Annotated in this window: 20 protein-coding genes; 13 read left to right on the top strand and 7 right to left on the bottom strand. The window is 74.1% G+C overall.

Annotated elements, in window-relative coordinates:
- Positions 1 to 420 precede the first annotated feature (420 nt).
- Positions 421 to 1,245 carry a tyrosine-type recombinase/integrase gene (locus tag IF27_RS02855; RefSeq protein WP_223290887.1) on the bottom strand — a complete coding sequence of 275 codons (825 nt, stop codon included), beginning with the start codon at positions 1,243 to 1,245 and terminating at the stop codon, positions 421 to 423.
- A gap of 123 nt (positions 1,246 to 1,368) precedes the next feature.
- Here IF27_RS02855 and IF27_RS02850 point away from each other — a divergent pair, with 123 nt between their 5' ends.
- A complete protein-coding gene (locus tag IF27_RS02850; protein ID WP_052847604.1) occupies positions 1,369 to 1,653 on the top strand; it encodes a hypothetical protein in 285 nt (94 codons plus the stop codon).
- 294 nt (positions 1,654 to 1,947) lie between these two features.
- Here the strand turns inward: IF27_RS02850 and IF27_RS02845 are convergent, their stop codons facing one another.
- On the bottom strand, positions 1,948 to 2,859 hold the full coding sequence (locus IF27_RS02845) for a helix-turn-helix transcriptional regulator (protein WP_052847603.1): 912 nt from the start codon (positions 2,857 to 2,859) through the stop codon (positions 1,948 to 1,950).
- 240 nt (positions 2,860 to 3,099) lie between these two features.
- On the opposite strand from IF27_RS02845, the gene IF27_RS02840 reads away from it, so the two are divergent.
- Genes IF27_RS02840 through IF27_RS02830 form a run of 3 tightly spaced genes read left to right on the top strand, consistent with a single transcriptional unit; the run spans position 3,100 to position 6,636 of the window.
- The gene (locus IF27_RS02840) at positions 3,100 to 4,527 is read left to right on the top strand and encodes an MFS transporter (protein WP_052847602.1); all 1,428 of its coding nucleotides are present in this window, start codon (positions 3,100 to 3,102) and stop codon (positions 4,525 to 4,527) included.
- 57 nt (positions 4,528 to 4,584) lie between these two features.
- Positions 4,585 to 5,478 carry an RNA polymerase sigma-70 factor gene (locus IF27_RS02835; protein WP_052847601.1) on the top strand — a complete coding sequence of 298 codons (894 nt, stop codon included), beginning with the start codon at positions 4,585 to 4,587 and terminating at the stop codon, positions 5,476 to 5,478.
- A 54-nt stretch (positions 5,479 to 5,532) separates the two neighbouring features.
- On the top strand, positions 5,533 to 6,636 hold the full coding sequence (locus IF27_RS02830) for an NAD(P)/FAD-dependent oxidoreductase (RefSeq protein ID WP_052847600.1): 1,104 nt from the start codon (positions 5,533 to 5,535) through the stop codon (positions 6,634 to 6,636).
- Here IF27_RS02830 and IF27_RS02825 read toward each other — a convergent pair.
- From IF27_RS02825 to IF27_RS02815, 3 genes are read right to left on the bottom strand one after another with little or no spacing between them, the layout of a single operon-like run.
- On the bottom strand, positions 6,602 to 6,943 hold the full coding sequence (locus tag IF27_RS02825; protein WP_052847599.1) for a hypothetical protein: 342 nt from the start codon (positions 6,941 to 6,943) through the stop codon (positions 6,602 to 6,604). The genes IF27_RS02830 and IF27_RS02825 overlap by 35 nt on opposite strands.
- A 16-nt stretch (positions 6,944 to 6,959) precedes the next feature.
- The gene (locus IF27_RS02820; protein ID WP_052847598.1) at positions 6,960 to 8,135 is read right to left on the bottom strand and encodes a serine hydrolase domain-containing protein; all 1,176 of its coding nucleotides are present in this window, start codon (positions 8,133 to 8,135) and stop codon (positions 6,960 to 6,962) included.
- 18 nt (positions 8,136 to 8,153) lie between these two features.
- Positions 8,154 to 9,266, bottom strand: a complete 1,113-nt coding sequence (locus IF27_RS02815) for a serine hydrolase domain-containing protein (RefSeq protein ID WP_052847597.1) — start codon at positions 9,264 to 9,266, stop codon at positions 8,154 to 8,156.
- Between the two features lie 86 nt (positions 9,267 to 9,352).
- Between IF27_RS02815 and IF27_RS02810 the strand changes: the two genes are divergently transcribed.
- The 8 genes from IF27_RS02810 to IF27_RS02780 all read left to right on the top strand — a co-directional run bounded on the left by IF27_RS02810 (position 9,353) and on the right by IF27_RS02780 (position 16,946).
- Positions 9,353 to 10,006 (top strand): response regulator transcription factor, encoded by a 654-nt coding sequence (locus tag IF27_RS02810; protein ID WP_052847596.1) that lies wholly within the window; start codon positions 9,353 to 9,355, stop codon positions 10,004 to 10,006.
- Positions 10,003 to 11,190, top strand: a complete 1,188-nt coding sequence (locus IF27_RS02805) for a sensor histidine kinase (protein WP_223290886.1) — start codon at positions 10,003 to 10,005, stop codon at positions 11,188 to 11,190. Before IF27_RS02810 ends, IF27_RS02805 begins: the two co-directional genes overlap by 4 nt.
- A gap of 547 nt (positions 11,191 to 11,737) precedes the next feature.
- Positions 11,738 to 13,453: an ABC-ATPase domain-containing protein gene (locus tag IF27_RS02800; RefSeq protein WP_052847595.1), complete on the top strand. Its 1,716-nt coding sequence runs from the start codon at positions 11,738 to 11,740 to the stop codon at positions 13,451 to 13,453.
- Between the two features lie 124 nt (positions 13,454 to 13,577).
- The gene (locus IF27_RS30805; protein ID WP_190232773.1) at positions 13,578 to 13,721 is read left to right on the top strand and encodes a hypothetical protein; all 144 of its coding nucleotides are present in this window, start codon (positions 13,578 to 13,580) and stop codon (positions 13,719 to 13,721) included.
- Between the two features lie 63 nt (positions 13,722 to 13,784).
- Positions 13,785 to 14,144, top strand: a complete 360-nt coding sequence (locus tag IF27_RS02795) for a hypothetical protein (protein ID WP_052847594.1) — start codon at positions 13,785 to 13,787, stop codon at positions 14,142 to 14,144.
- Between the two features lie 74 nt (positions 14,145 to 14,218).
- Complete coding sequence (locus IF27_RS02790) at positions 14,219 to 14,974, top strand: ATP-grasp domain-containing protein (protein WP_110945518.1); 756 nt, start codon at positions 14,219 to 14,221, stop codon at positions 14,972 to 14,974.
- Positions 14,975 to 15,106: 132 nt separating this feature from the next.
- Complete coding sequence (locus IF27_RS02785) at positions 15,107 to 16,288, top strand: sensor histidine kinase (protein WP_052847592.1); 1,182 nt, start codon at positions 15,107 to 15,109, stop codon at positions 16,286 to 16,288.
- 1 nt (position 16,289) lies between these two features.
- Positions 16,290 to 16,946, top strand: a complete 657-nt coding sequence (locus IF27_RS02780; protein WP_052847591.1) for a response regulator — start codon at positions 16,290 to 16,292, stop codon at positions 16,944 to 16,946.
- Positions 16,947 to 16,982: 36 nt separating this feature from the next.
- Here IF27_RS02780 and IF27_RS30800 read toward each other — a convergent pair whose 3' ends face one another.
- Positions 16,983 to 17,216, bottom strand: coding sequence for a hypothetical protein (locus IF27_RS30800; protein ID WP_052847590.1), 234 nt, complete (start codon positions 17,214 to 17,216; stop codon positions 16,983 to 16,985).
- Between the two features lie 122 nt (positions 17,217 to 17,338).
- On the opposite strand from IF27_RS30800, the gene IF27_RS02770 reads away from it, so the two are divergent.
- Positions 17,339 to 20,890 (top strand): NACHT domain-containing protein, encoded by a 3,552-nt coding sequence (locus IF27_RS02770; protein ID WP_052847589.1) that lies wholly within the window; start codon positions 17,339 to 17,341, stop codon positions 20,888 to 20,890.
- Positions 20,891 to 20,983: 93 nt separating this feature from the next.
- On the opposite strand, the gene IF27_RS02765 is transcribed toward IF27_RS02770, so the two are convergent.
- Complete coding sequence (locus IF27_RS02765; protein ID WP_052847916.1) at positions 20,984 to 21,301, bottom strand: TFIIB-type zinc ribbon-containing protein; 318 nt, start codon at positions 21,299 to 21,301, stop codon at positions 20,984 to 20,986.
- Positions 21,302 to 21,306: the final 5 nt, after the last annotated feature.

Raw genomic sequence — 21,306 nt, 5'->3', positions numbered from 1 at the left:
GCGTCGTCGAACTCACCGTCGGCTCCAGACCTGTCGCCCAAGCCGTCGCCAGGCAAGCCGCACGGGCACAGCCCGTGCACGCATCGAACGCCCAGTTGCAGTCGCAGTTGCATTCGCTGCCGTTCAGCGCGGTCGAGCACATCTCTGCCCGCCCCCTTCACCCCAGGTCAGGACGCTGGCGAACACAGCTGAACCCCCGGACGACCAGTTGGAAAGCGTGTTGGGGGCAACCCCTCACGAGTTCACATCTCGTATCCTCCGCACCCGCCCACCTGGGCAACGACGAGGGCCCCGACCAGATCCTGGCCGGGGCCCTCGTCGTTGCCCAGGTGCAGTTTCAGTTGCGGTTGTCGTGATCAGGAGCCTGCGGATCCTCGGGCGTCGGCCAGAGCAGGCCGCCGATCTTGTCGGCGGTGTCGGTCAGGACCCGGTTGGTGAGGTGCTGGTAGCGGCCGCGCATCCGTGCGGACTTGCCGGGCTCCCAGCCCATGACCGCGCGACGATCGCGTCCGGGACGCCGAGGATCAGCAGGACGGTCGCTGCCGCGTGGCGGGCGTCCTGGAGTCGGCTGGCGCGCAGGCCCGCGGCCTCCAGGAGGTCCTTCCACTCGTGGTGGTCGGTGTTCGGGTTCAGCGGTTCGCCGGTCGGCGAGGTGAAGACGTAGTACTTCTCCGTCCAGAGGCCCCCGGCCCGGCGGCGCTGGTGTTCCTGCTGCTCGCGGTGGTGGAGCAGGAGGGCGAGCAGCGAGTCGGGGATGCCGATGGGGCGGCGGCCGACGCAGGACTTGGTGTCCTTGGTCTCGCGGCGGATGTTGACCTTCCGCGGGCAGTGGCCGGGCTTCCGGCCGCAGGGGTCTCCGGCGCAGCCGTGCCGGTACCGGGGTCGCAGCCGGTTCCGGCGGACTGTCAGGACCCGCAGATCGAAGTCGATGTCCGTCCACTTGAGGCCGAGGGCCTCGCCTTGGCGCAGGCCGAGTGCGAGCGCGATGACCCAGCGCGCGGGGCGGAGTGTCTTGTCGGCCTGGTCGAGGAGCCGCTGCACCTCTTCGACGGTGCGGGGCTCGACCTCTTCCTCTTCGAGGCGCGGGGCCTTGGCGATCGACGCCGGGTTGACCGCGAGGTGGCCCCGGCGCACCGCTTCGTTCAGCGCGCCGCGGACCGTGCGGTGGACCTGGTGCGCGGTACCGGCGGCGCTGCCGGCCGTCAGCATCTTCCGGTAGAAACGCTCCAGGTGCTCCGGCTCCAACTTGACGAGCCGATGGCAGTCGGCTCACAGCCAAGGAGACCCCGCGGACCTGCCCATGCCGTTCGGGACATACGAGGTCATTTGCCGCAATTCCGCTGTTGTGGTGGCTGTCATCATGACCGGGTGGCAGACGGGAAACTACCGGCAGGCTGGACCCTGGAGGAGATCCGTGATGTCTCCGGCGATCGGGAGGCCAAAGCTCTCAGCGCTGATCGCGCCGTGACGTGGCTGGGCCACCCGGCCGGGAGCGAACGGATCGATGCCGAGATCATTTTGGGGTTTCATGATCTGTGTCTGGTGAAGGCAACGGACGACGACGACTGGTACATGGGCGGCCTGAACGACGATGGCAGTGTCAACTGCTGGAGTGCCTACAGCCATTTCCACGAGGCCCTTCGTGGTCTGTAACCCCTGAGTCCTCCGCTTGTGGACACCGCCCCGTCTCGGTCTCCTTCAGCTCCGTCCACGACTGTTCGGACGAGCCCCGGAGCCGGTTGCGCTCCACGGGCCGACCGCCCGCGAACGCAGGTGGACGCTCCTGGCAGAGCCGAAGACTGGAAAGCGTGTGGGGTTCACACCCTCACGAGTTCGCATCTCGTATCCTCCGCCGGCTCTCACCGGGCTGTTCCGAAGGGCCCCACCGGCGGGCGGTCGGGGCCGGGGACGTGCCTCGATCGTGTCCGCGGTGTTCCGGAGGGGCGGTCACGAGCTGCGAGGCTTCGCCGCCTGTCGGTGCCGTGCCGCCGTCGGGTCGTCCGCCACCGGGGCCGTCACGCTGCCGAGGAGCCGCAGCGCCGCCTCCGACGGCGAGCCGGGCTCGGCCGTGTAGGCGATGAGGCGCTGACCTGAAGTGCCGGGGATGACGAGGTTCTCGAAGCTGAGGTCCATCGCGCCGACCAGCGGATGACGCAGGTGTTTCACCCCTGACGTGCAGGTGCGTACCGGGTGCCGGGCCCAGCGGGAGGCGAACTCGTCGCTGTTCATGACGAGTTGGCCGATCAGCTCCGCGAGGGGCCGGTCGTTGAGGTGGCGGCCGGCGATCAGGCGCAGGGACGCCACGCCGAGTTGGGCCTCCTCGTTCCAGTTCGCGAACAACTCCCGGTACTGCTCGTCAAGGAAGAGCATCCGGGTCAGGTTCGGGCGGTTCGCCGGGGTGTCGGGGCTCTCGGGCGCCAGGTGTCCGGCGAGGAGGGCGTGGCCCATCCGGTTCCAGGCGAGGACGTCGTTGCGCCGGTCGAGGACGAGCGCGGGCACGTCGCTCATCGCGGCCAGCAGTTGCCGGGCCGATGCGCTCGCGTGCTCCACCCGTGGCGGCGCCGGACGGGACGAGGCGACCGCGGGGCGGGCGAGGGCCTTCAGGTGGGCCGTCTCGTCCGGGGAGAGGCGCAGGGCACGTGCGATCGCCTCCAGCACACCGTCGGAGGCGCCGAGGGCACGGCCCTGTTCGAGCCGGGTGTAGTGGGTGATGCTGACCCCGGCGAGCATCGCCAACTCCTCGCGGCGCAGGCCGGTGACGCGGCGGCGGTTCGGGTACGGGGTGATGCCGACGTCCTCGGGATGCAGCCCGGCGCGGCGCGACTTGAGGAAGTCCCCCAGCTCGGACAAGGCGTCCATGCGTGTCTCCAGGTCGGCGAGGTGCGACAGGCCGCGGCCACTGACCTCCCATGATGCCCGCCCGCCCCGAAGACCGCGGCCCCTGAGGGTGGTCCTTCGATGACCACCCTCCCGCTGGCTCTGCAAGGCGGGGTTCTGGCTGGCGGTTCCGGCGTCAATGAGCCTCTTCTCCGTGACCGGGCGTGCCACGACCGAGTGTGCGCGGGTGCCGGAGACACACGAGGAAGGAACTCGACAGCCATGTCCGTCATCGATCCGAAGGCAGCCGTCGGCACCGCGCCGACCGCGCTCACCCCACGGCTCCGGCTGGTGCTCCTGCTGCTGCTCGCCTCCCAGTTCATGCTGGCCGTGGACTTCTCCATCCTGAACGTGGCCCTGCCGGTGATCGGTGAGGGCCTGGGCTTCTCGCTCGGGAGCCTCCAGTGGATCGCCACCTCGTTCGCCCTGTGCGCCGCGGGCTTCACGTTGCTCTTCGGCCGGGTCGCAGACCTGTTCGGCCGTCGTCGGCTGTTCCTCGGCGGCCTCGTCCTCCTCGGCGTGGCCTCGCTCGTGGGCGGCCTGGCCCAGAGCCCCGAGGTGCTGATCGCGGCCCGCGTCGGCCAGGGTCTTGCCACCGCGGCCGTCACCCCGGCCGGGCTGTCGCTGCTGACGACGTCGTTCCCCGAGGGGCCGCTGCGGCAGAAGGCGCTCGGTCTCAACGGGGCGCTGATGTCCGCCGGGTTCACCGCCGGGGCGATCCTCGGCGGTCTGCTGACCGACCTGCTGTCGTGGCGCTGGGCGTTCTTCCTCAACGTGCCCGTCGTCCTCGCCGTGCTGATCGTCGCCCCGACGGTCATCCGGGAGTCACGGCCCGCCGCCCGGCCGAAGCTGGACCTGCCGGGCGCCGTCAGCGTCACGCTCGGCCTGCTGGCCGTCGTCCTCGGTCTCACCCGGGCCGGCGAAACGGGCTGGGGCTCGGCGGACGCGCTGCTGCCGCTGGCGGCGGGCGTGGCGCTGCTCCTCGTCTTCTCCGTTGTCGAGCGCAGGACGGCCGCGCCGCTGGTCCCGCTCGACGTGCTCGGCAGACGCTCCGTGGCCTGGGGCAACGTCGCCGGGCTGATCGCCTTTCTCACCGAGACGTCCCTGGTCTTCCTGCTGACCCTCTACCTCCAGGAAGTGCTGGGCTTCTCCCCGCTGGCCGCCGGTCTGTCCTTCGGCGTGCTGGGCATCGGCACGGTCGTGGGCGGCTCCACCGCCTCACGGGTCATCGGGCGGTTCGGCAGCAGGCGGACGCTGATCGCGGGCGGCATCCTCCAGACGCTCTCCACGGTGGCCCTGCTCGGCCTCGGTGACGACCGCGCCTGGATGGGGCTGCTGTTGGTGGCCACGTTCGCCGGTGGTGTCGGGAACATGCTCGTCATCGTGGGCTTCATGGTCACCGCCACCTCGGGGCTCGCCGACCACGAACAGGGCCTGGCCACCGGCCTCGCCACCATGACCCAGCAGGTCGGCATCACCATGGGGACGCCGATCATGAGCACCGTCGCCACCGCGGGCATGACCGGCGGCGGAGCCGCGGCCGTCCTCGGTGGTCTGAAGGTCGCGATCGCGGTGAACGCCGCCGTCGTGCTCCTCGGCACCCTCACCAGCGCCGTGTTCCTGCGCGACGAGCGGTCGCGTGCGAGCTGACGGCGGGCGGGCTCAGGCAGGCCGCTCCTCCCCCGCCCGGCCTGGGATGCTTCCGACATGACCCACGAGGCCACCGACGAGTTCGAGGCGCACCGGCCACGGCTCTTCTCGCTCGCGTACCGGATGCTCGGTTCGGCGAGCGACGCCGAGGACGTCGTGCAGGACACGTACCTGCGCTGGAGCGCGGCCGATCCCGCCGCCGTCCGCACGCCGGTCGCCTGGCTGACCAAGGTCATGACGAACCTCTGCCTCAACCGGCTCACCTCGGCCCGCGCCCGGCGCGAGCTGTACGTCGGGCCCTGGCTCCCCGAGCCGGTGTTAACGCACGCCGCAGCCGCCGACCCGCTCGGTCCGCTGGAGACCGCGGAGCAGCGCGAGTCCGTCTCGTTCGCGCTGCTCACGCTGCTGGAACGGCTCACCCCCGCCGAGCGCGCGGTGTTCGTGCTGCGGGAGGCGTTCGGGCACAGCCACCGGGAGATCGCGGAGGCCGTCGGCGTGGAGCAGGCCCACTCACGGCAGCTGCTCCGCCGCGCGCACGAACAACTCGGCCGCCCGCGACGGCGCTTCGACGTCGATGAGCGGCGGCACAGGGAGATCATCGAGCGGTTCTTCGCCGCCACGTTCGACGGCGACGTCGCCGGGCTTGAGCGGCTGCTCGCCGACGACGTGGTGGCCTGGACGGACGGCGGTGGCCGGGTGACGGCCGCACGCAGGCCGATCGCCGGGCGCGAGAAGGTGCTCCGTTACCTGCTGGGCCTGGGCGCCCGGCCGGAGGCGGCGCAGGTCCGCGTCGGGTTCACCGAGGCGAACGGCGCCCCCGCGGCGGTCATCTCCGCGGGTGGGACGCTGCTCGCCGTCGTGGTCCCGGAGATCAGCGCGGGCCGGGTCGGCGCGATCCGTACGGTGATCAACCCCGGCAAGCTCGCCTTCGCCGCCCGGCAGCTGGCGTGAGCCACGTCACACGTGGGGTCGTCACGGATCGGCGCCGTCGCCGGTTCAGGTGCCATGACACATCACATCGTCGTACTGGGAGCCGGGTACGCGGGGCTGGCCGCCGCGAAGGGCGCGGCCCGCAGACTGCGCCGCAACGACGTGCGCGTCACCCTGGTGAACGCGGCCGACCGGTTCGTGGAGCGCGTACGGCTGCACCAACTCGCGGCCGGACAGAAGCTGAAGGATCTGCCCCTGAGCAGGCTGCTCGCCGGTACGGGCGTCGAGCTGGTCGTCGGCAGGGTGGGCGCGATCGACGCCGAGGCGCGTACGGTCCTGGTCGATTCCGCGCCTGACCCGCTCCGCTACGACACCCTCGTCTACGCGCTGGGCAGCGGGGCCGACACCGCGGCCGTGCCCGGGGCCGCCGCGCACACGTCGGCGGTCGCCACGCACCGGGACGCGGTCCGTCTCCACGAGCGTGCGCGCGGCGCCCGGGGCCCGCTGGCCGTCGTCGGGGCGGGGCTGACCGGCATCGAGACGGCCGCCGAGCTGGCCGAGACCTACCCGGCGCTCGACGTGCGCCTCGTCACGGCGGGCGAGCTGGGCGCCGGGCTCTCGCCGCGCGGCCGACGCTATCTCCGGGCGGCCCTGGAGCGGCACGGCGTCGCGCTCAGGGAGCACGCCCGCGTCGCGGAGGTCGCGGAGCACGGCCTGGTCCTGGCCGACGGCGGCGAGGTCCCGGCCGAACTCGTCGTCTGGACGGCCGGGTTCCGCGTGTCGGAGCTGGCGCGCGAGGCCGGGCTCGCCGTCGATGCGCGCGGCCTGATCACGGTGGACCCGACGCTGCGCTCCGTCTCCCACCCGGAGGTCTTCGCGGCGGGCGACGCGGCAGCGGCCCACGGCCCCGGCGGCGCCGCGTCGCGCATGTCGTGCCAGACGGGGCTGCCGATGGGCGCGTACGTCGCGGGCAGCGTCGCCGCCTCGCTCACCGGCCGCACGCCCGAGCCGCTGCGGCTGCGGTATGTCTGGCAGAACATCAGCCTGGGGCGGCGCGACGGCCTCACCCAGTTCACGCGCGCCGACGACAGCCCGGTCCGCGCCGTCCTCACCGGCCGCGCGTCGGCCCGTTTCAAGGAGGCGATCACGAGGAGCACGGTGCTGGCCCTGCGCCGTTGAGCCGCACGTCGAGGCGGAACGGCGGTCCTGGCGCGGTCGGTTCCCAGCCGCGCGCGACGGCCAGCTCCACGGCCCGGGCCACGTCGGACGGCAGCACCGGCACGGCCGCGCGTCCGAGCCAGTTCCCCGCGTGCGGCAGGCCGGTGGTGACCACGAGCGTCGCCCCGGGGGTTTCCGCGTGGACGACGGCGAAGGTGCAGGGCGACCAGCACATCGCCTGGGCGTACGTCGGCCGTCGGCGGAGCAGCCAGCGGTAGGCCGTCCCGCCGACGACGATGCGCCGTGATCCCCTGCGGGCCAGTGCCACGGGTCCTCCTCGGCGGTCAGGCGTACCGGGTGATTGTCGCGCGCGCCTCGGCGACGATGTCACGCACGCCCGTGTCGTAGTTGCCGAGGACGATCGCCACCCAGTCCGTGTCGGCGTGGACGTCGAGGCACGTCGCGGTGCCAGGGCCGCTGCCCGGGTGCCCGTGCAGGGACCGTCCCCCGGACAGGAACTCGTGGAAGCCGTACGCGGCGAACTCCCGCTCGCCGGACGGGGTTCCCGGGCGGGGCGGCACGGGCACCTTGGCCGACGTGATCAGGCCGACGTACGCGGGGTCGAGCAGCGTGCCGTCGTGCAGCGCGCCCGCGAAGCGCAGCAGGTCGGGGGCCGTGGAGTAGGCGCCCGCGTCGGGTCCGCCGATGTGGCCGAGGAGGGGGGTCGTGGTGAAGTCGATGCGCTCGCCGGAGGGTTGCGTCCAGTACGGGCGGGCGACGTCGGTCCGGCCGAGGACCTGCGGCTTGGTGAGGAAGTCGGTGTGGGTCATGCCCGCGGGGGCGAAGACGTGGCGGCGTACGTAGTCGTAGTAGGACTGCCCGGAGACCTGCGTCACGAGCGCGCCGAGGAGCCAGTAGCCGTCGTTGCTGTAGCCGAAGCGGGTGCCAGGCGTGAACTGGGGCGGCGTGGCGCGGATGATGTCGAGGGTTCCCCTGACCGTCTCCTCGACGCCGTCCCAGGTCGGGGGCCTGCCGCCGCCGAGCGCCGGTCGGCCGACGCCGGAGGTGTGGGTGAGCAGGTGGTGGATGGTGACGGCGGCGATCGCGTCGGGGAGGCCGCCGACGTACGTGCCCAGCCTGTCGCGGAAGGCGAGCGCGCCGCGGGCGGCGAGTTGGGCGACGGCCAGTCCGGTGAAGCACTTGGTCACCGAGGCGAGGGAGAAGACGGTGCCGGGCCGGTTCGGCAGCCCGGCGCCCTTCTCGGCCATGCCGTACGCCCGGCTGAGCACGGGGCGGCCCCGGTGCGCGAGCAGGACGGTGCCGGAGAACGCGTCGGCGGCGGCCTGTTCGGCGACGAACCGGTCGAAGGCGCCGCCGGGCCGCAGCTCTCCGGGGACGCGTCGCGACGCCGCGGACGCGACGGACGGAGCGGCCCAGGCGAGCCCCGCGGCGGCGCTCGCCGCGCCGACGGTCCGCAGGACGGCGCGCCGGGGAAAGTGTGCTGACGTGGATCGGGTCATGGCAGGGAACTCCGGTCGTTACGCGGACTGGTGGGCGGTGAGGATGCGGCGGACCGTCGTGGTGACGGGGACGACCGCCTGGACGTCGTAGTTGGAGAGGACCACCGTCACCCAGCCGCTGCCTGGATGCAGTTCGACGTACGCCCCCTCACCGGCGGAGCCGCCGTTGTGGAGGGCCACCCACTGCCGGTCGAGCAGCAGGCCGAGGGGCCCATAGCCCTGGAACGCGGCCTCGGGCGGGGCGGTGTCCGGCGCGTCGCGCCAGGGGCCGAGGGGGAGCTTCCCGCTGAGGAACATCCGGGTGTGGGCGGCGCCGAGGAGCGTCCCGTCGAGGACGGCGTGGCAGAAGCGGCTCATGTCGGAGGCGGTGGAGAAGGCGTCACCGGCGGCCGTGCCGATGAAGGGTTTGTCGGCGAGCACGTCCACGCGTGCGCCGCCGTCGTCGCCGTCGCCGGGCGGGGCGAGGGCGTACGGGTGGGCGATGCGCCGGTCGTCGGCCCACTGCGTCCTGGTGTGCCACGCGGTGTCGCGCATGCCCGCCGGGCCGAGGACGTGCTCGTGGACGAAGGAGAGGTACGGCTGCCCTGCGGCCTTCGCGACGACCGCGCCGAGGAGTTCGTAGCCCGAGTTGCTGTAGCGGAAGCCGGTGCCTGGCGGCAGTTCGGGCGGCGAGCTGCGGATGATCGCCATGATGCCGTCGTTGACGGCCGCCGCGTCCGCCCAGGTGGGGGCCTGTTCGCGGAAGGCGGGCGTGGCGCGGTAGTCGCCCAGGCCGGAGGTGTGGGTGAGGAGCTGGTCCAGGGTGAGGGCGGCCAGTTCCGGCGGGAGGCCGGGCAGGTGCGTGGCGAGCGGGTCGAGGTAAGTGAGCGCGCCACGCCGCGCGAGGCGGTGGACGGCGGCGGCGGTGAGGAGCTTGGTGACGGACGCCAGCGCGAACCGCGTGCGGGGGCCGTTGGGCACGCGGCGCCGTTTGTCCGCGAGGCCGAAGGACCGGGCGAGCACCGTGCGCCGCCGGTGCGTCAGCAGGACGGTCCCGGAGAACGCGTCCGCCGCCGCCCGTTCGGCGAGGAACCGGTCGAACGTGCCGCCGGGGCGCAGTTCCTGGGGGACGGGGTGGGTGGTTCGGGTCATGCGGTCACTTCTACGGGCCCGCGTGTATGGCGGGCCGATCGGCGGACCATACGCCGTCCATAGGTGCGGGTGGTGATACTCGGCGGATGCGGATTCTGCTGGTGGAGGACGAGCAGCCGTTGGCCCGGTACATAGCCGTCGGGCTGCGGAAGCACGGGTACGCGGTCGATGTCGCGCCGGACGGCCGCACGGCGTTGGACAAGGTCGCGCTCGCGCCCTACGACGTGGTGATCCTCGACCGTGATCTGCCGGGGGTGCCGGGTGACGTGGTGTGCAGGCACCTGGCGCAGACGGGGACGGCGCGCGTCGTGATGCTGACGGCGTCCGATGCCGTCGAGGACCGCGTCGAGGGGCTCACCATGGGCGCGGACGACTACCTGGGCAAGCCGTTCGCGTTCTCAGAACTCGTCGCCAGGGTGGGGGCGTTGGCGCGGCGCAGTGCGCAGGCCCGCCCGCCGGTGCTGCGGTCGGGGGACGTCGTGCTCGACCCGGCGCGCCGTACGGCGGAGCGGGGCGGGCGGGCGCTCGGCCTGACGCCCAAGGAGTTCGGGCTGCTCGAACAGTTGCTGACGGCGGACGGCGCGGTGGTGAGCGCGGAGACGCTGCTCGACAAGGTGTGGGACGAGCACGCCGATCCGTTCACCAACGCGGTCAGGATCACGGTCGGGACGCTGCGCAGGAAGCTCGGGAGCCCCTCCCTGATCGAGACGGTGACCGGCGCGGGGTACCGCGTCCCGTGAGGCGGGCGGTCGCGCTGTCCGCGCGGGCGCGGCTCGCGCTGCTCCTCACCGGGCTGGTGCTCGGCGCGGGTGTGCTGCTGGGCGGGCTGACGTACGTGCTGGTGCGGCGTGGTCTGGAGAGCCGTTTCGTGGTGGGGGTCAGCCTCACCGGGGGCTCCCTGCCGCCGGACGGGCCGCCGGGCGGGCCGCCGGGCGCCGACGAACTCGCCGCGACGGGCCGCCGGTTGCGGGACGACGCGCTGGCCGAACTGCTCACCCAGACGGCGACGGCGCTCGTGGTCGTCACGGTGCTGGCGGCCGTCCTCGCCCGGTTCGCGGCCGGACGCGTGCTCCGCCCGATCCGCACGGTCGTGGCCACCACGGAGCGGCTCTCCGCCGAGAACCTGTCGGAACGCGTGCCGGTCAGCACACCGGCCGACGAACTCGCCGCCCTGGCCACGACGGTCAACCAGATGCTCGACCGCGTGCAGGCCGGAGTCGCCGAGCGCGAGCGGCTGTTGCAGGGCCAGCGGATGTTCGCCGCCAACGCGGCGCATGAACTGCGCACGCCCCTCACGACGATGCGCACCGCCATCGACGTGACCCTCGACGGCGACCCCACCAAGGACGAACTCCTCGCCATGGCGCACGACGTGGCGACCGCCGTCACGCACAGCCAGCGGACGCTGGACGGCCTGCTGGCCCTGGCGCGCGGCCAGGCCCACGCCGTCGCCAGGCACCGTCTCAACCTGGCCGACCTCACGGACGGCTGCCTCGACGCCGCCCGCCCCGAGGCGACCCGCCGCGGCATCGCCCTCCGGCACGCCCTCCTGCCCGCGCCGGTCGGCGGGGAGCCCGCTCTGCTGGAACGGATGGTGGGCAACCTGCTGGAGAACGCGGTGCGTTACAACCGTCCCGGGGGCGAGGTCGTGGTGAGCACCGGTGTCGCCGAGGGGGGCGTGCGGCTGCGCGTCTCCAACACCGGGCCGCCGGTCGCCCCCGAGGAGGTGGACGGGCTGCTGGAGCCGTTCACCCGGGGCGGCGGCGTCCGCACCCGGCAGGACGCGGGGGCGGGGGCGGGTCTCGGCCTGTCCATCGTCCGTGCCGTCGCGGTCGCCCACGGTGGGGAGTTGACCGCTGCGGCGCGGGCGGCGGGCGGGCTGGAGGTGACCGTCAGGTTCCCGACGTACGGGGCGGCTGTCTGAGGCGGCGGGTTCACGGCCGACGGTCACTGTCAGTGGCGGGATGTAGCGTCTTGTGTATGGGAAATCACTGTCAGTTCCTGGCCGATACCGACGTCCCGGTGGCGGACCCGCCCGTTCTCGCCGACCTTGTGCCCGGCGGGGGCGGGCGTCCGCCGGGACCGCGGTGGGCCGATGCCGTCACCGAGCCCGGCCCGGATCCGGGTGGAGGGCTCGCGATCCGGGCGGGCCGGAGCGTCTTCCCCGGCGGCCAGCGCCCCGCCTCGTCCGCCACCTGCCCGTGGCGGACGGCCGAAGATGCGGGGGAGCCCTTGGGCAAGGACGTCGGGAGGCGGCTCGGCACGGGTCGGACGGCCGTCACCTGTCGGCGGTGCGGCCCGGCCGGTGAGCTGGGACGACGTCCCGGACCGCTGCGCGCGGGCCCTGGCAGGTCAACGCACCGTCCTGGTCTGGGGCAAGCTGGGAGCGCCCTCGCGGGCCGCCTCGGGACGGCGTCCGGCACGGTCCGCGGCGGTCCGTCCGTACGCGCACGCCGGAAGTGGGAAGTCATATGGACCGCAGGACCGAGGCGGACGAGGGCGGGTCCGCCCGCGCGGGTCTCGATCGGGAGCTGCAACGGCTCGACGGCGCGCCGTACGGGCGCTATCGCGGGCTCACCGGCGCGTGGGCGCTGCCAGGGGGCTGCGTGCTGCGGCTCGTCAGGGCCCAGGCGGACCCGTTCGCGCCTCCGGCGCGGTTCGCCGTGCGCGTGCCAGGCGAACTGGCCGCATTCCCGCGCGAGTTGTGGGACTCACCGGTACGGCGCCGCGCGCTCGCCGGGTACCTCGTACGCCGCGCCGCGCGGGAGGCCGCCGCCGAGTCCGCGTACCACCTGGACGCGGGGGGCCAGGAGGTGCTCGACCGCAGCTCGTGCACGGTCGCCGCCGACGGCTCCGTCACGCTGCGCCTCGGCGTGGCGCTGCCGGGACCACGCCGCAGGATCGACGGCCGCGCGGCCCGGCAGCTGCTGTGGGAGGGGCTGCCCGAGCTGGTCGGACGCGCCCTGCGTCACGCCGCGTCGGACCCTGCCGAGGTCGCGGAGTTCGTCGCGACGGTGGAGGACTCGGCCGCGCTGCGCGAGCAGTTGCCGACACTCGGCCTCGTCGCGTTCGTCGCCGACGGCGCGCTGCTGCCGCGCCGTACCGGAGCGGACGACCGGCCCGCCAGGGGCACGGGCCTCGTGCCGTTCCGCACGCCGGACGCCCTGCGCGTCACGGTGCGGCTGCCGAACGCGGGCACCGTCACCGGCATGGGCGTCCCCGAGGGGGTGACGCTGATCGTCGGCGGCGGCTTCCACGGCAAGTCAACGCTGCTGCGCGCGCTGGAGACGGGGATCTGGGACCACGTGCCGGGGGACGGGCGCGAGCGCGCCGTCGCGCACGGGGACACCGTCAAGATCCGCGCGGAGGACGGCCGTCCGGTGACGCGCGTGGACGTCCACGCCTTCGTGGACCACCTGCCGAGCGGCGCGGACACGGCCGACTTCTCGACCGCCGACGCCTCCGGCTCCACCTCCCAGGCGGCGTCGCTGTGCGAGGCCGTGGAGGCGGGCGCGCGCGTGCTGCTGATCGACGAGGACACGGCCGCGAGCAACCTCATGATCCGCGACGCCAGGATGCAGGCGCTGGTCGCGAAGGAACGGGAGCCGCTGACGCCGCTCGTGGACACGGTGCGCTCGCTGCACCGCGACCACGGGGTCTCGACGGTGCTGGTCATGGGCGGTTCAGGCGACTACCTGGACGTCGCGGACCGGGTCGTGATGATGGACGGGTACCGGCCGTACGACGTCACCGCGCGCGCCCGCGAGGTCGCCGCGGTGCCGACCGGCCGCCGCGCCGAGGCGGTGTCGTTCCCCGGCGTCGTCGCCCGCCGCCCCGACCCGTCGAGCCTGGACGCCACCGCCCGGGGCCGTACGCGCGTCCGCGCCCACGGCACGGACCGGCTGGCGCTGGGCGAGCACGAGGTGGACCTGCGCGCCGTCGAGCAGTTGGCGGACGGCCCGCACGTCACCGGCGTCGGGCTGGCGGTCGAACTCGCGGTGCGGCGCGGCCACCTCGACGGCAGGCGCACCCTGGCCGAGGCCCTGGACCTCCTCGACCACGACCTCGCGGGGCCCGAGGGCGTCGCGGCGCTGGTCGGCGTGCACGACGACGACTACGCCGTGCCGCGCCGTCACGAGGTCGCCGCCGCGATCAACCGCGTCCGCGCGCTACGGGTCCGCCGCTGACCGCGCGGAACCGGCCGCCCGAGCGCACCGAACCGGCCGGAGTGCCGCGTTCCGCCGACAGGGCGCGCGGAGGCCCGTGACGATGGGGCCAGGCCCGCGCCCGTGGACGGATGGGGAGGAACGGATGGCCAGGCAGCTCAAGTGCGGCTCGACCAGGACGGAGACGGGGAAGCCGTGCGGCAACCCGAGGATGATCGGCTACTCACGCTGCCAGAAGCACCGCGGCGAATGGCGGCTCCCGCAGCGGAAGAAGACCAAGAAGCGCTGACCCGACGGCCGGGCACGGCGTAATCCGCCGCGCCCCGGAACCACCGCTCGGTACGGTCGTGGCATGAACAGGCCGACGACGACCCTCTGGCGCCCGACCGGGCCCGCGGAACTGGCGCTGGTCGAGGCGTCCGGGTGGACCGCCTGGCCGCCCCGGCTCCCGGAACAGCCGATCTTCTACCCGGTGCTGGACGAGGACTACGCGATCCGGATCGCCCGCGACTGGAACGTGCCCGCCTCCGGCGCCGGGTACGTGACGCGCTTCGCCGTCGAGACGGCGTTCGTCGCCCGCTACCCGGTGCGCCGGGCGGGCGGCCGGACCATCCTGGAGCTGTGGGTACCGGCCGCCGAACTGGCCGAGTTCAACCGGCACCTCGTCGGCCCGATCGAGGTCACGCACACGTTCACGGCCGACGCCGCGTGACCCCCGTACTCCTCACCTCCCCGCAGCGGACCAGCACGACCGCGCTCCTCGCCGAGGCCGCCGCCCGGCGGGGCATGAAGGTGCGCGCCGTCCCCGGCCCGGCCCTGCCTGAAGGGCTGGCCGGGCGGTCCGTGCACTGGTACGGCGGCCCGTACGCCGCCGACCGCGTCGCCGACCGGCTCGGGCTCGCGCTGCTCGAACCGCCGGACGACTGGCTGACGCGGCTGCCCCACGAGTTCACCGGGCGGCGGATCGAGCGGATGACGCTGGCCGGGGCGCGGACGGCGCGGGGGCCCGTCTTCGTCAAGCCGCCGAGCGACAAGTCGTTCCCGGCCGCCGTGTACGCCGACGGGTCGCGGCTGCCGCAGGGCACGGACGCCACAACGGTGCTGGTCTCCGACGTCGTCGCGTTCGCCGCCGAGTACCGCCTGTTCCTGTTGGACGGACGGATCGCCGCCGCGAGCAGGTACGCCGTCCACGGCAGGCTGGACGCCGCGCCGCTCGCCGATGATCCGTGCGAGGGCGACGTCCGCCGGTTCGCCCGCCGCCTCCTCGACGTGGCGGGGGCCGCGCTGCCCAGCGCGGTGACCGTCGATGTCGGCCTCCTCGCGGACGACACGGGTGGCACCGGCGGCGGGACACGGTGGGCGGCCGTCGAGGCGAACATGGCCTGGTTCTCGCACAGTTACGCCTGCGAGCCGGACGCGGTGCTGGACGTCGTCCTGCGGGCCACGGGGCCACGGGCGCGCGTGACTCCCCGGGACCGCCCGTTCCTGCGCGCCCCGGCCGGGCCGTCCACCGATCGGTGGACGGCAGGTTCCACCGGCTGAGGCTGTCGGGCGACCGGCCCGCCGCGGGAGGATGGCGGCCATGAACCAACTCCCCGCCGACGCCCACCGCCCGCCCCTCGGACCGGCAACCGCGCAGGTCAGGCGGCACGGCCCGGACGTAGGCTGACCGGCATGCCGCCCGCAGAACAGCCCCGCGCCCCCTGGCCCCTGCACCGCTGGTACGTGCTGTCCTGGGTGCTGCTGGGCCTCGCGCCGATGGCCGTGGCCGGGCAGGACGACCCGGGCGCCACCCGGTACTGGTCCGTGGGCGTCCCCGTGGCCGTCGGCCTCTTCTACGCGGCGGGCCGCGCGTTCCCCGACCGCGCGTTCGCGCGGCCGAGGGTCGTCACATGGGGTCTGATCGTGGGGCTGGCGGCCATGTCCTTCCTGCGGGACGGCGGCGCGACCGCGTACATCGCGACGCTGCCGCACTTCTGGTCCCTCGCGAAGGAGCCCCGGTCGGCGATATCCGCAGGGGGTGTCGCCGCGCTGGCGACCGTGCTCGGCGGCGTGGCGCCGCAGGGCTGGAGCCCGCGCCTCACGGACGGGAACGTGGCCGCGACCCTGCTGGCGTTCCTGGCGAGCGTGCTGATCGGGCTGGCCGTGCACCGCTACCTGGAGCAGCAGCGGGAGCAGGTGGCCGAGCTGGGCGCCGAGTTGGAGACCGCGCAGGCCCGGCTGGCCGCCGCCCATCAGCGGCAGGGCGCGGCCGAGGAGCGGGAACGGCTCGCGCGGGAGATCCACGACACGCTCGCGCAGGGGTTCGCGTCGATCATCGTGCTCGCCGAGGCGGCACGTTCCGGCATCGGCGCCGACCCGGCGCGCAGTGGGCGGCAGCTCCTGTCGATCGAGCAGACCGCGCGCGAGAACCTGACCGAGGCGCGCGCGCTCGTCGGCTCGGCACCGCCGGGCGGCATCGTGCCGGGGTCGGTGGCGCGGACGCTGCGGCGCACCCTCGACCGGTTCACGGAGGACACGGGGCTGGTCGTCGAGGCGGAGCTGCCCGACGTCGAGTGCGACCAGCGGACGCGAATAGCGCTGCTGCGCTGCACGCAGGAGTCGCTGGCCAACATACGCAAGCACGCGGCGGCGACGACCGTCGGCGTCGTGCTCACCCGCCATCCGGACGGCGTCGAGCTGGAGATCACGGACGACGGGCGCGGCTTCGTCGTCGGCGCGTCCCAGGGGTTCGGCCTGGACGGCATGCGCAAGCGGATGGCGGAGCTGGGCGGCGGGCTGACGGTGACCAGCTCGGTGGGTGACGGGACGCGTGTCCTGGCGACGATCCCGACGAGCGACGAAGGACAGGGGTGACATGACGGCGGACGGACTGCGCGTCGTGGTGGCCGACGACCACGCGGTGATGCGCGCCGGGGTGGTCGCGCTGATGGCGGCCGGGACGGGGATCGAGATCGTCGGCGAGGCGGGCGACGGCCGTGCGGCGGTCGAGCTGGTGGAACGGCTCGACCCCGACGTGGCGCTGCTCGACCTGCGGATGCCGGTGCTGGACGGGGTGGCGGCCACGGCGGAGATCGTGGCGCGCGGGCGGCGTACCCGGGTGCTGATCCTGACGACGTTCGACACCGACACGGAGATCGAGCGCGCGGTGGAGGCGGGAGCGATCGGCTACCTGCTGAAGGACACGACGCGCGAGCAGCTCGTCGCCGCGATCCACTCGGCGGCGCGCGGGGAGACGGTGCTGGCCCCGCGCGTCGCGGCGAGGCTGGTGTCCCGGATGCGGCGGCCCGCGCCCGTGGCGCTGACCACGCGGGAGACACAGGTGCTGGGCGCGGTGGCCGACGGGCTGTCCAACGCGGACATCGGCAGGCGGCTCGTCATCGGGGAGGCGACCGTGAAGACGCACTTGCTCCGGATCTTCGCCAAGCTGGACGTCAGCGACCGCACGCACGCAGTGGTGACCGCGATGGACCTCGGCCTCCTCCCCCGCCGCGGCGACGACACGACGGGGTGAGGGGCAGCGGCCCGCCGGGCCAGGGCACGGCGGGCGTCATCCGACACGGCCACGGGGTGCGGATGGTGCCAGCTGGGCCGAGGCCCGGACGACCGCGGCGCGGTCGGGACCGGCCGTGTCACTCACGGCCAGTTCGACGCGCCGCGTGTGCTCCTCCTCGCGCCGCACGGCTGTCCGGTGGGCGAGCCAGGCGCGCAGCGCACCGGTCGCCGCGCCGACGAAGGCCACGGCGGCCCAGAGCGCGGGGTGGGCGGTCAGCAAGGCGTCCACGAATCCTCCCGACGGGGTGTTCTCGACTCCCCCTCAGACTCTGCCCACAGCAGAATTTCCCGCTAGCGTGGGGAAATCCCCGGAAACCCCCGGGGCGGCACACGCGGGGAGCGGGGGGCAGGATGCGAGCGGGACGACCGCCGTCGGCCGAGAGCAAGCGGCTGCCGGAACTGGAGGCGATCGCCGACTGGTTCGTGAGCGCCATCGACGGGACGGGCCACGGTTCGATCCGGCGGACCGCCGAGATGACGGGCCTGAACCCGCGCGCGCTCTACGACGTCGTCAACGCCGGGCGGATGCTCCCGCTCCCTGTCGTCCGCTCCCTCGCCGAGGGGCTCGGCCGCGACGCCGACGCCGTCACCCCGTTATGGGCCCAGGCCAAGCGGGAACGCGACCGGATCGAGGAGGACGCCCGCCGCGACGCGCATCCGGGCACCGCGAACTGGTCGGAGATCCCGCTCCCTTCCCCCGCGCTGCGGGACATCCTGGAGGCACAGGACGGCATCCTCGACTGCCTGCCCTACTCGGTGCTCGGCCTGATGGAGCCGCCGCTGTCCGCGGTCTACGTACGGCAGCGCGTACGCCACTCCGTGGCGACCCCGCGGTCGGGAGGACCCGCGACGGACGACCCGCCGGACGTCCCCGGGAGCACGCAGGCCGACGAGGCAACGCCTCCCCGTGACGGTCACGCCGCGCCCGGGGCCCGGCCCGGCGCGGACGGCGAGGCGGGTTCCCCGACGGCGGAGCGGGTGATGTCGCTCCCCGACGCGCTGGCGCGGTACGAGCACCTTCTGATCACCGGCGAGGCCGGTGCGGGCAAATCGACGCTGGCCGGGCATCTGGTGCGGTCGCTGTGCGGCGTGTGGCTGCGACGTTCCTCGTTCCAGGACGCGCCGGTGACGGAACCGTTGGTGCCGCTGCGGCTGTCCGCGTCGCTGCTGGCGGGGGCCCAGGGCTCGTGGAGCGAACGGCTGCGCAGCGCGGCGCTCGCGACGCTGGGCGGCAGCCTGGTCGCCGATCCGCCCGCCGCGCTGTTCGCGGGCCGCGCGCAGGGTGCCCGCTGGCTCGTCTTCGTGGACGGTCTCGACGAGATAGCCGACCGGCGGGAGCGGGGCGAGCTGATCCGTACGCTGGCCAGGCACAGTCGCCGCGACTCGGCCTTCCGGCTGGTCGTGACGACCCGTCCGCTGCCGCCCGCCGAGCTGGCGCCGCTGCGCGAGGCGCTCCCTGGCGGGTTCGAGATCCAGCCGTTCGGTGAGCCGGAGCTGCGTGACTACGCCCGGAAGTGGTTCGACCAACAGCGCGCGCAGGTGCCGCATCCGGCCGCGGCGGCGGACCGGTTCGTCGCCGAGGTCGTCGAGGAGGGCGAGCTGACGGAGCTGGTGCGCAATCCGCTGCTCGCCACGCTCGCGCTGGTCAACGCGACGCTGGAACCGTCACTGCCGCCGGCTTCCGGCCGCCTGGCGCTCTACGAGAGCTTCCTCGACCGCTTGCGGGACCGGGCGGGCGGGGCGGGCGGGGCGGCGCCGTTCCCCGGCAGGCTCGCGGGCTCGGCCGACGCGCTGCTGCGGCACGTGGCCCGGCTGCGTACCGAAGGGGACGAGGATCTGGCCGCGGCGGCCCGGGAGTGGGTGCGCCGCCACGCGGTCGCCGACCTGCCCGCGGGCTGGGAGGCGGAGCTGCCTGCCGCGCTGGCGGGGACGGGCCTGCTGGTCGTGGCAGGCGAGCAGGTGCGCTTCCTGCACCAGAGCTTCGCCGAGTTCCTGGCCGCCGTGTCGTACGCGGAGGAGATCCCGGCGGACGGGGAGGGTCTGGAGAGGTGGATCCGGCGCGCGTGCGACGAGGCCCAGCGGTCGCTGGCGCTCTTCGTGCTGTGTCGATGGGCCACCTCGCCCGGCGGTTCGGCGGACGTGGTGATCGAGCGGGCCCTCGCCCGGCCGGACTCCGACCGGACCCTGGCCGCCGCCGCGCTGCTGTCCGAGGGGGCCGAGGCGGGAGCCGACCAGGTGACACGCGTCGTGGAACGCCTCGCCGCACACGTCAGGGGCGGCACGACGAGCGCCCGCCGTGCGGCCGTGGCCCTGGGCGCCCTCGGCGTCCGGCACGACACCGCACCGGTGCTCCGGCTGCTCGCCGCGGCCCCCGACGTGACGGCCGGGTACAGGTTCCGCGCGCTGTCCGCCCTCAGTCGCCTGATCCCGCCGACCGAGACCACGGCCCTGTTTCGCCCACTGCTCCTGCTGATCCGCGGCTTCCTGCCACTCGCCGCGCGGCTCGCCGAACAGCTGGGGGAACCCTCCGTACGGGCCGTGCGGGAGCGGATCGGCGAGTTCCTCGAAGAGCCGGGGGCGGGCGTGTGGCAGAGGCGGATCGCCGCCGAGGCGTACCGCGTGCTCGGTGCGGCCGACGAGGCCGAACGGCTCGCGCGGCGTGTCGTGGCGGATCCCTTGGCGGGCCACGACAACGTCAAGCGGGCGGCGGAGGCATGGCTCGGCAGCGATCCGGCGCCGACGGTGTGCGCGCAGCTGGCCGAGGCCGGGGCCGCCAGGCCCGCCGCGGACCACGCGGGCCGGATGGCCGTCGCGCAGGTCCTGGAGGAGGCGGGCGCGACGAGCGAGGCGGCCGAGCTGGCCCGGTCGGTGCTCGACGACCGGCGGGTGCTCACCTGGGATCAGCAGGAGGCGGCACGGCTGTGGCTCGCCGTCCGGGGGGCGGACGACGCCGGACCGGTGCGAGAGCTGGCCGCCTTCGCGGAGGAGACCGGCTGGGAGACCTGGCGCGTGGCCCGGTTGCTGCGGCTGATGACCGACGCAGGCGTGGACTGCGAGGCACTCGCGTGGACACGGCAGCGGCTCGGGGGCACGGGGGAGCTGCCGCTGGGGCGGATCGAGGTCGTCCGGCTGTGGTGCGCCGCACGCGGGCCGTCCGACGGTCCTGAGCTGACGGCGCTCGTGGGCGACGGGCGACGCCTGCACCCGCTGGATCGGGCCGACTACGCGGAGGCGCTGCTCGACGAAGGTCTGCATGAAGATGCCTGGCGGACGGCTGAACTGGCGCTGCGGTCCCCTTCCGTCCTCGACAGCGACTGTTGCATGGCGGCGGCGGTCCTTCTGCGCGTCGATCGGGGTCGCGCGGTGAAGTCGCTGGCGGAACAGGCGGACGGGTGCCACGGCACAGGGGCATGGGGCGCCGGGGTGCTTGAGGCCCTGGAGGAGGACGGCGCGGAGGATCTGGACGCGCTGCGCCTGCGGATCGCCACGTACGTCCTGGGGCTGGCCGGGGTGAAGGGCGCACACGTCGAGGCGGCGCTCGACGCGCTGCTCTCCTGCGGCGACCCGCGCAGTACCGAGGAAGCGGTCGCCCTGGTGTGCACCCATCCGGCGCTCACCCTCCGGCAACGCAGCGTAGGAGCACAGGTGTTCGCCGAGCATGGACAGGTGGCGGCGGCCCTGGAGATCTGGCGGCACGTGCTGCGACTGGTGGTGACGGAGACCACGTCCGAGGCATTCGGCATGCAGGTGCTCGAAGACATCGCCGAGCTGCTGACGTTCGTGACGGCGGAGCGGCTGGTGCGTGAGGTGTCGGAGGAGGTGGGGTCGTCGCTGTCCACGTTCCACCGGCGGCGGTTCACGGCGATGCTCGGCTGGCTGGCGGGCGGCCCGTCCCTGGCCTGACGGACGGGCGGCGCGCCGGGCGTGCCCGCGGAACGGCGAACGCCCCGGCGCCGGGGGCGCGGGGCGTTCGGGTGTGCTGGGGCGTGCGGTGCGTCAGGACGAGAAGAAGAGGCCGGAGATGCCGCCCCGGCGGTGGCCGTGGTGACCGCCGTGGCCGCCGTGGTGACCGCCGTGACCGCCGTGGTGCTGCGGCGCGCCCCAGGCCGGGCCGGGGGGCTGCTGCTGGTAGTGGGGGGCGTTCGGCGCGGCGGGCGGCGGCGGGGCCTGCGGTGCCCACTGGGATTCGAGCTTCGTCAGGTGCTCAAGCTCGCCGTAGTCGAGGAAGATCCCGCGGCAGTTGCTGCACTGCTCGATCTGGACCCCGCTCCGGTTGAACGTGTGCAACTGCGCACCGCACTTGGGACACTGCATCATCG

The organism is Streptomyces avicenniae, assembly GCF_000719135.1.
In the GTDB taxonomy this organism is placed as follows: Bacteria; Actinomycetota; Actinomycetes; order Streptomycetales; family Streptomycetaceae; genus Streptomyces; species Streptomyces avicenniae.
Note: the sequence above shows the minus strand (reverse complement) of the source record. Positions and strands in the feature narration are given on the sequence as shown.

Excerpts from the sequence above, each read along its gene's own strand:
- IF27_RS02810 (WP_052847596.1), top strand. The coding sequence starts at position 9,353 with ATGCGGATTCTGCTGGTGGAGGACGAGCAGCCGTTGGCCCGGTACATA.
- IF27_RS30805 (WP_190232773.1), top strand. The coding sequence starts at position 13,578 with ATGGCCAGGCAGCTCAAGTGCGGCTCGACCAGGACGGAGACGGGGAAG.
- IF27_RS02795 (WP_052847594.1), top strand. The coding sequence starts at position 13,785 with ATGAACAGGCCGACGACGACCCTCTGGCGCCCGACCGGGCCCGCGGAA.
- IF27_RS02790 (WP_110945518.1), top strand. The coding sequence starts at position 14,219 with ATGAAGGTGCGCGCCGTCCCCGGCCCGGCCCTGCCTGAAGGGCTGGCC.
- IF27_RS02840 (WP_052847602.1), top strand. The coding sequence starts at position 3,100 with ATGTCCGTCATCGATCCGAAGGCAGCCGTCGGCACCGCGCCGACCGCG.
- IF27_RS02820 (WP_052847598.1), bottom strand. The coding sequence starts at position 8,135 with ATGACCCGATCCACGTCAGCACACTTTCCCCGGCGCGCCGTCCTGCGG.
- IF27_RS02770 (WP_052847589.1), top strand. The coding sequence starts at position 17,339 with ATGCGAGCGGGACGACCGCCGTCGGCCGAGAGCAAGCGGCTGCCGGAA.
- IF27_RS02835 (WP_052847601.1), top strand. The coding sequence starts at position 4,585 with ATGACCCACGAGGCCACCGACGAGTTCGAGGCGCACCGGCCACGGCTC.
- IF27_RS02815 (WP_052847597.1), bottom strand. The coding sequence starts at position 9,266 with ATGACCCGAACCACCCACCCCGTCCCCCAGGAACTGCGCCCCGGCGGC.
- IF27_RS02845 (WP_052847603.1), bottom strand. The coding sequence starts at position 2,859 with ATGGACGCCTTGTCCGAGCTGGGGGACTTCCTCAAGTCGCGCCGCGCC.
- IF27_RS02780 (WP_052847591.1), top strand. The coding sequence starts at position 16,290 with ATGACGGCGGACGGACTGCGCGTCGTGGTGGCCGACGACCACGCGGTG.
- IF27_RS02785 (WP_052847592.1), top strand. The coding sequence starts at position 15,107 with ATGCCGCCCGCAGAACAGCCCCGCGCCCCCTGGCCCCTGCACCGCTGG.
- IF27_RS02765 (WP_052847916.1), bottom strand. The coding sequence starts at position 21,301 with ATGCAGTGTCCCAAGTGCGGTGCGCAGTTGCACACGTTCAACCGGAGC.
- IF27_RS02830 (WP_052847600.1), top strand. The coding sequence starts at position 5,533 with ATGACACATCACATCGTCGTACTGGGAGCCGGGTACGCGGGGCTGGCC.
- IF27_RS02800 (WP_052847595.1), top strand. The coding sequence starts at position 11,738 with ATGGACCGCAGGACCGAGGCGGACGAGGGCGGGTCCGCCCGCGCGGGT.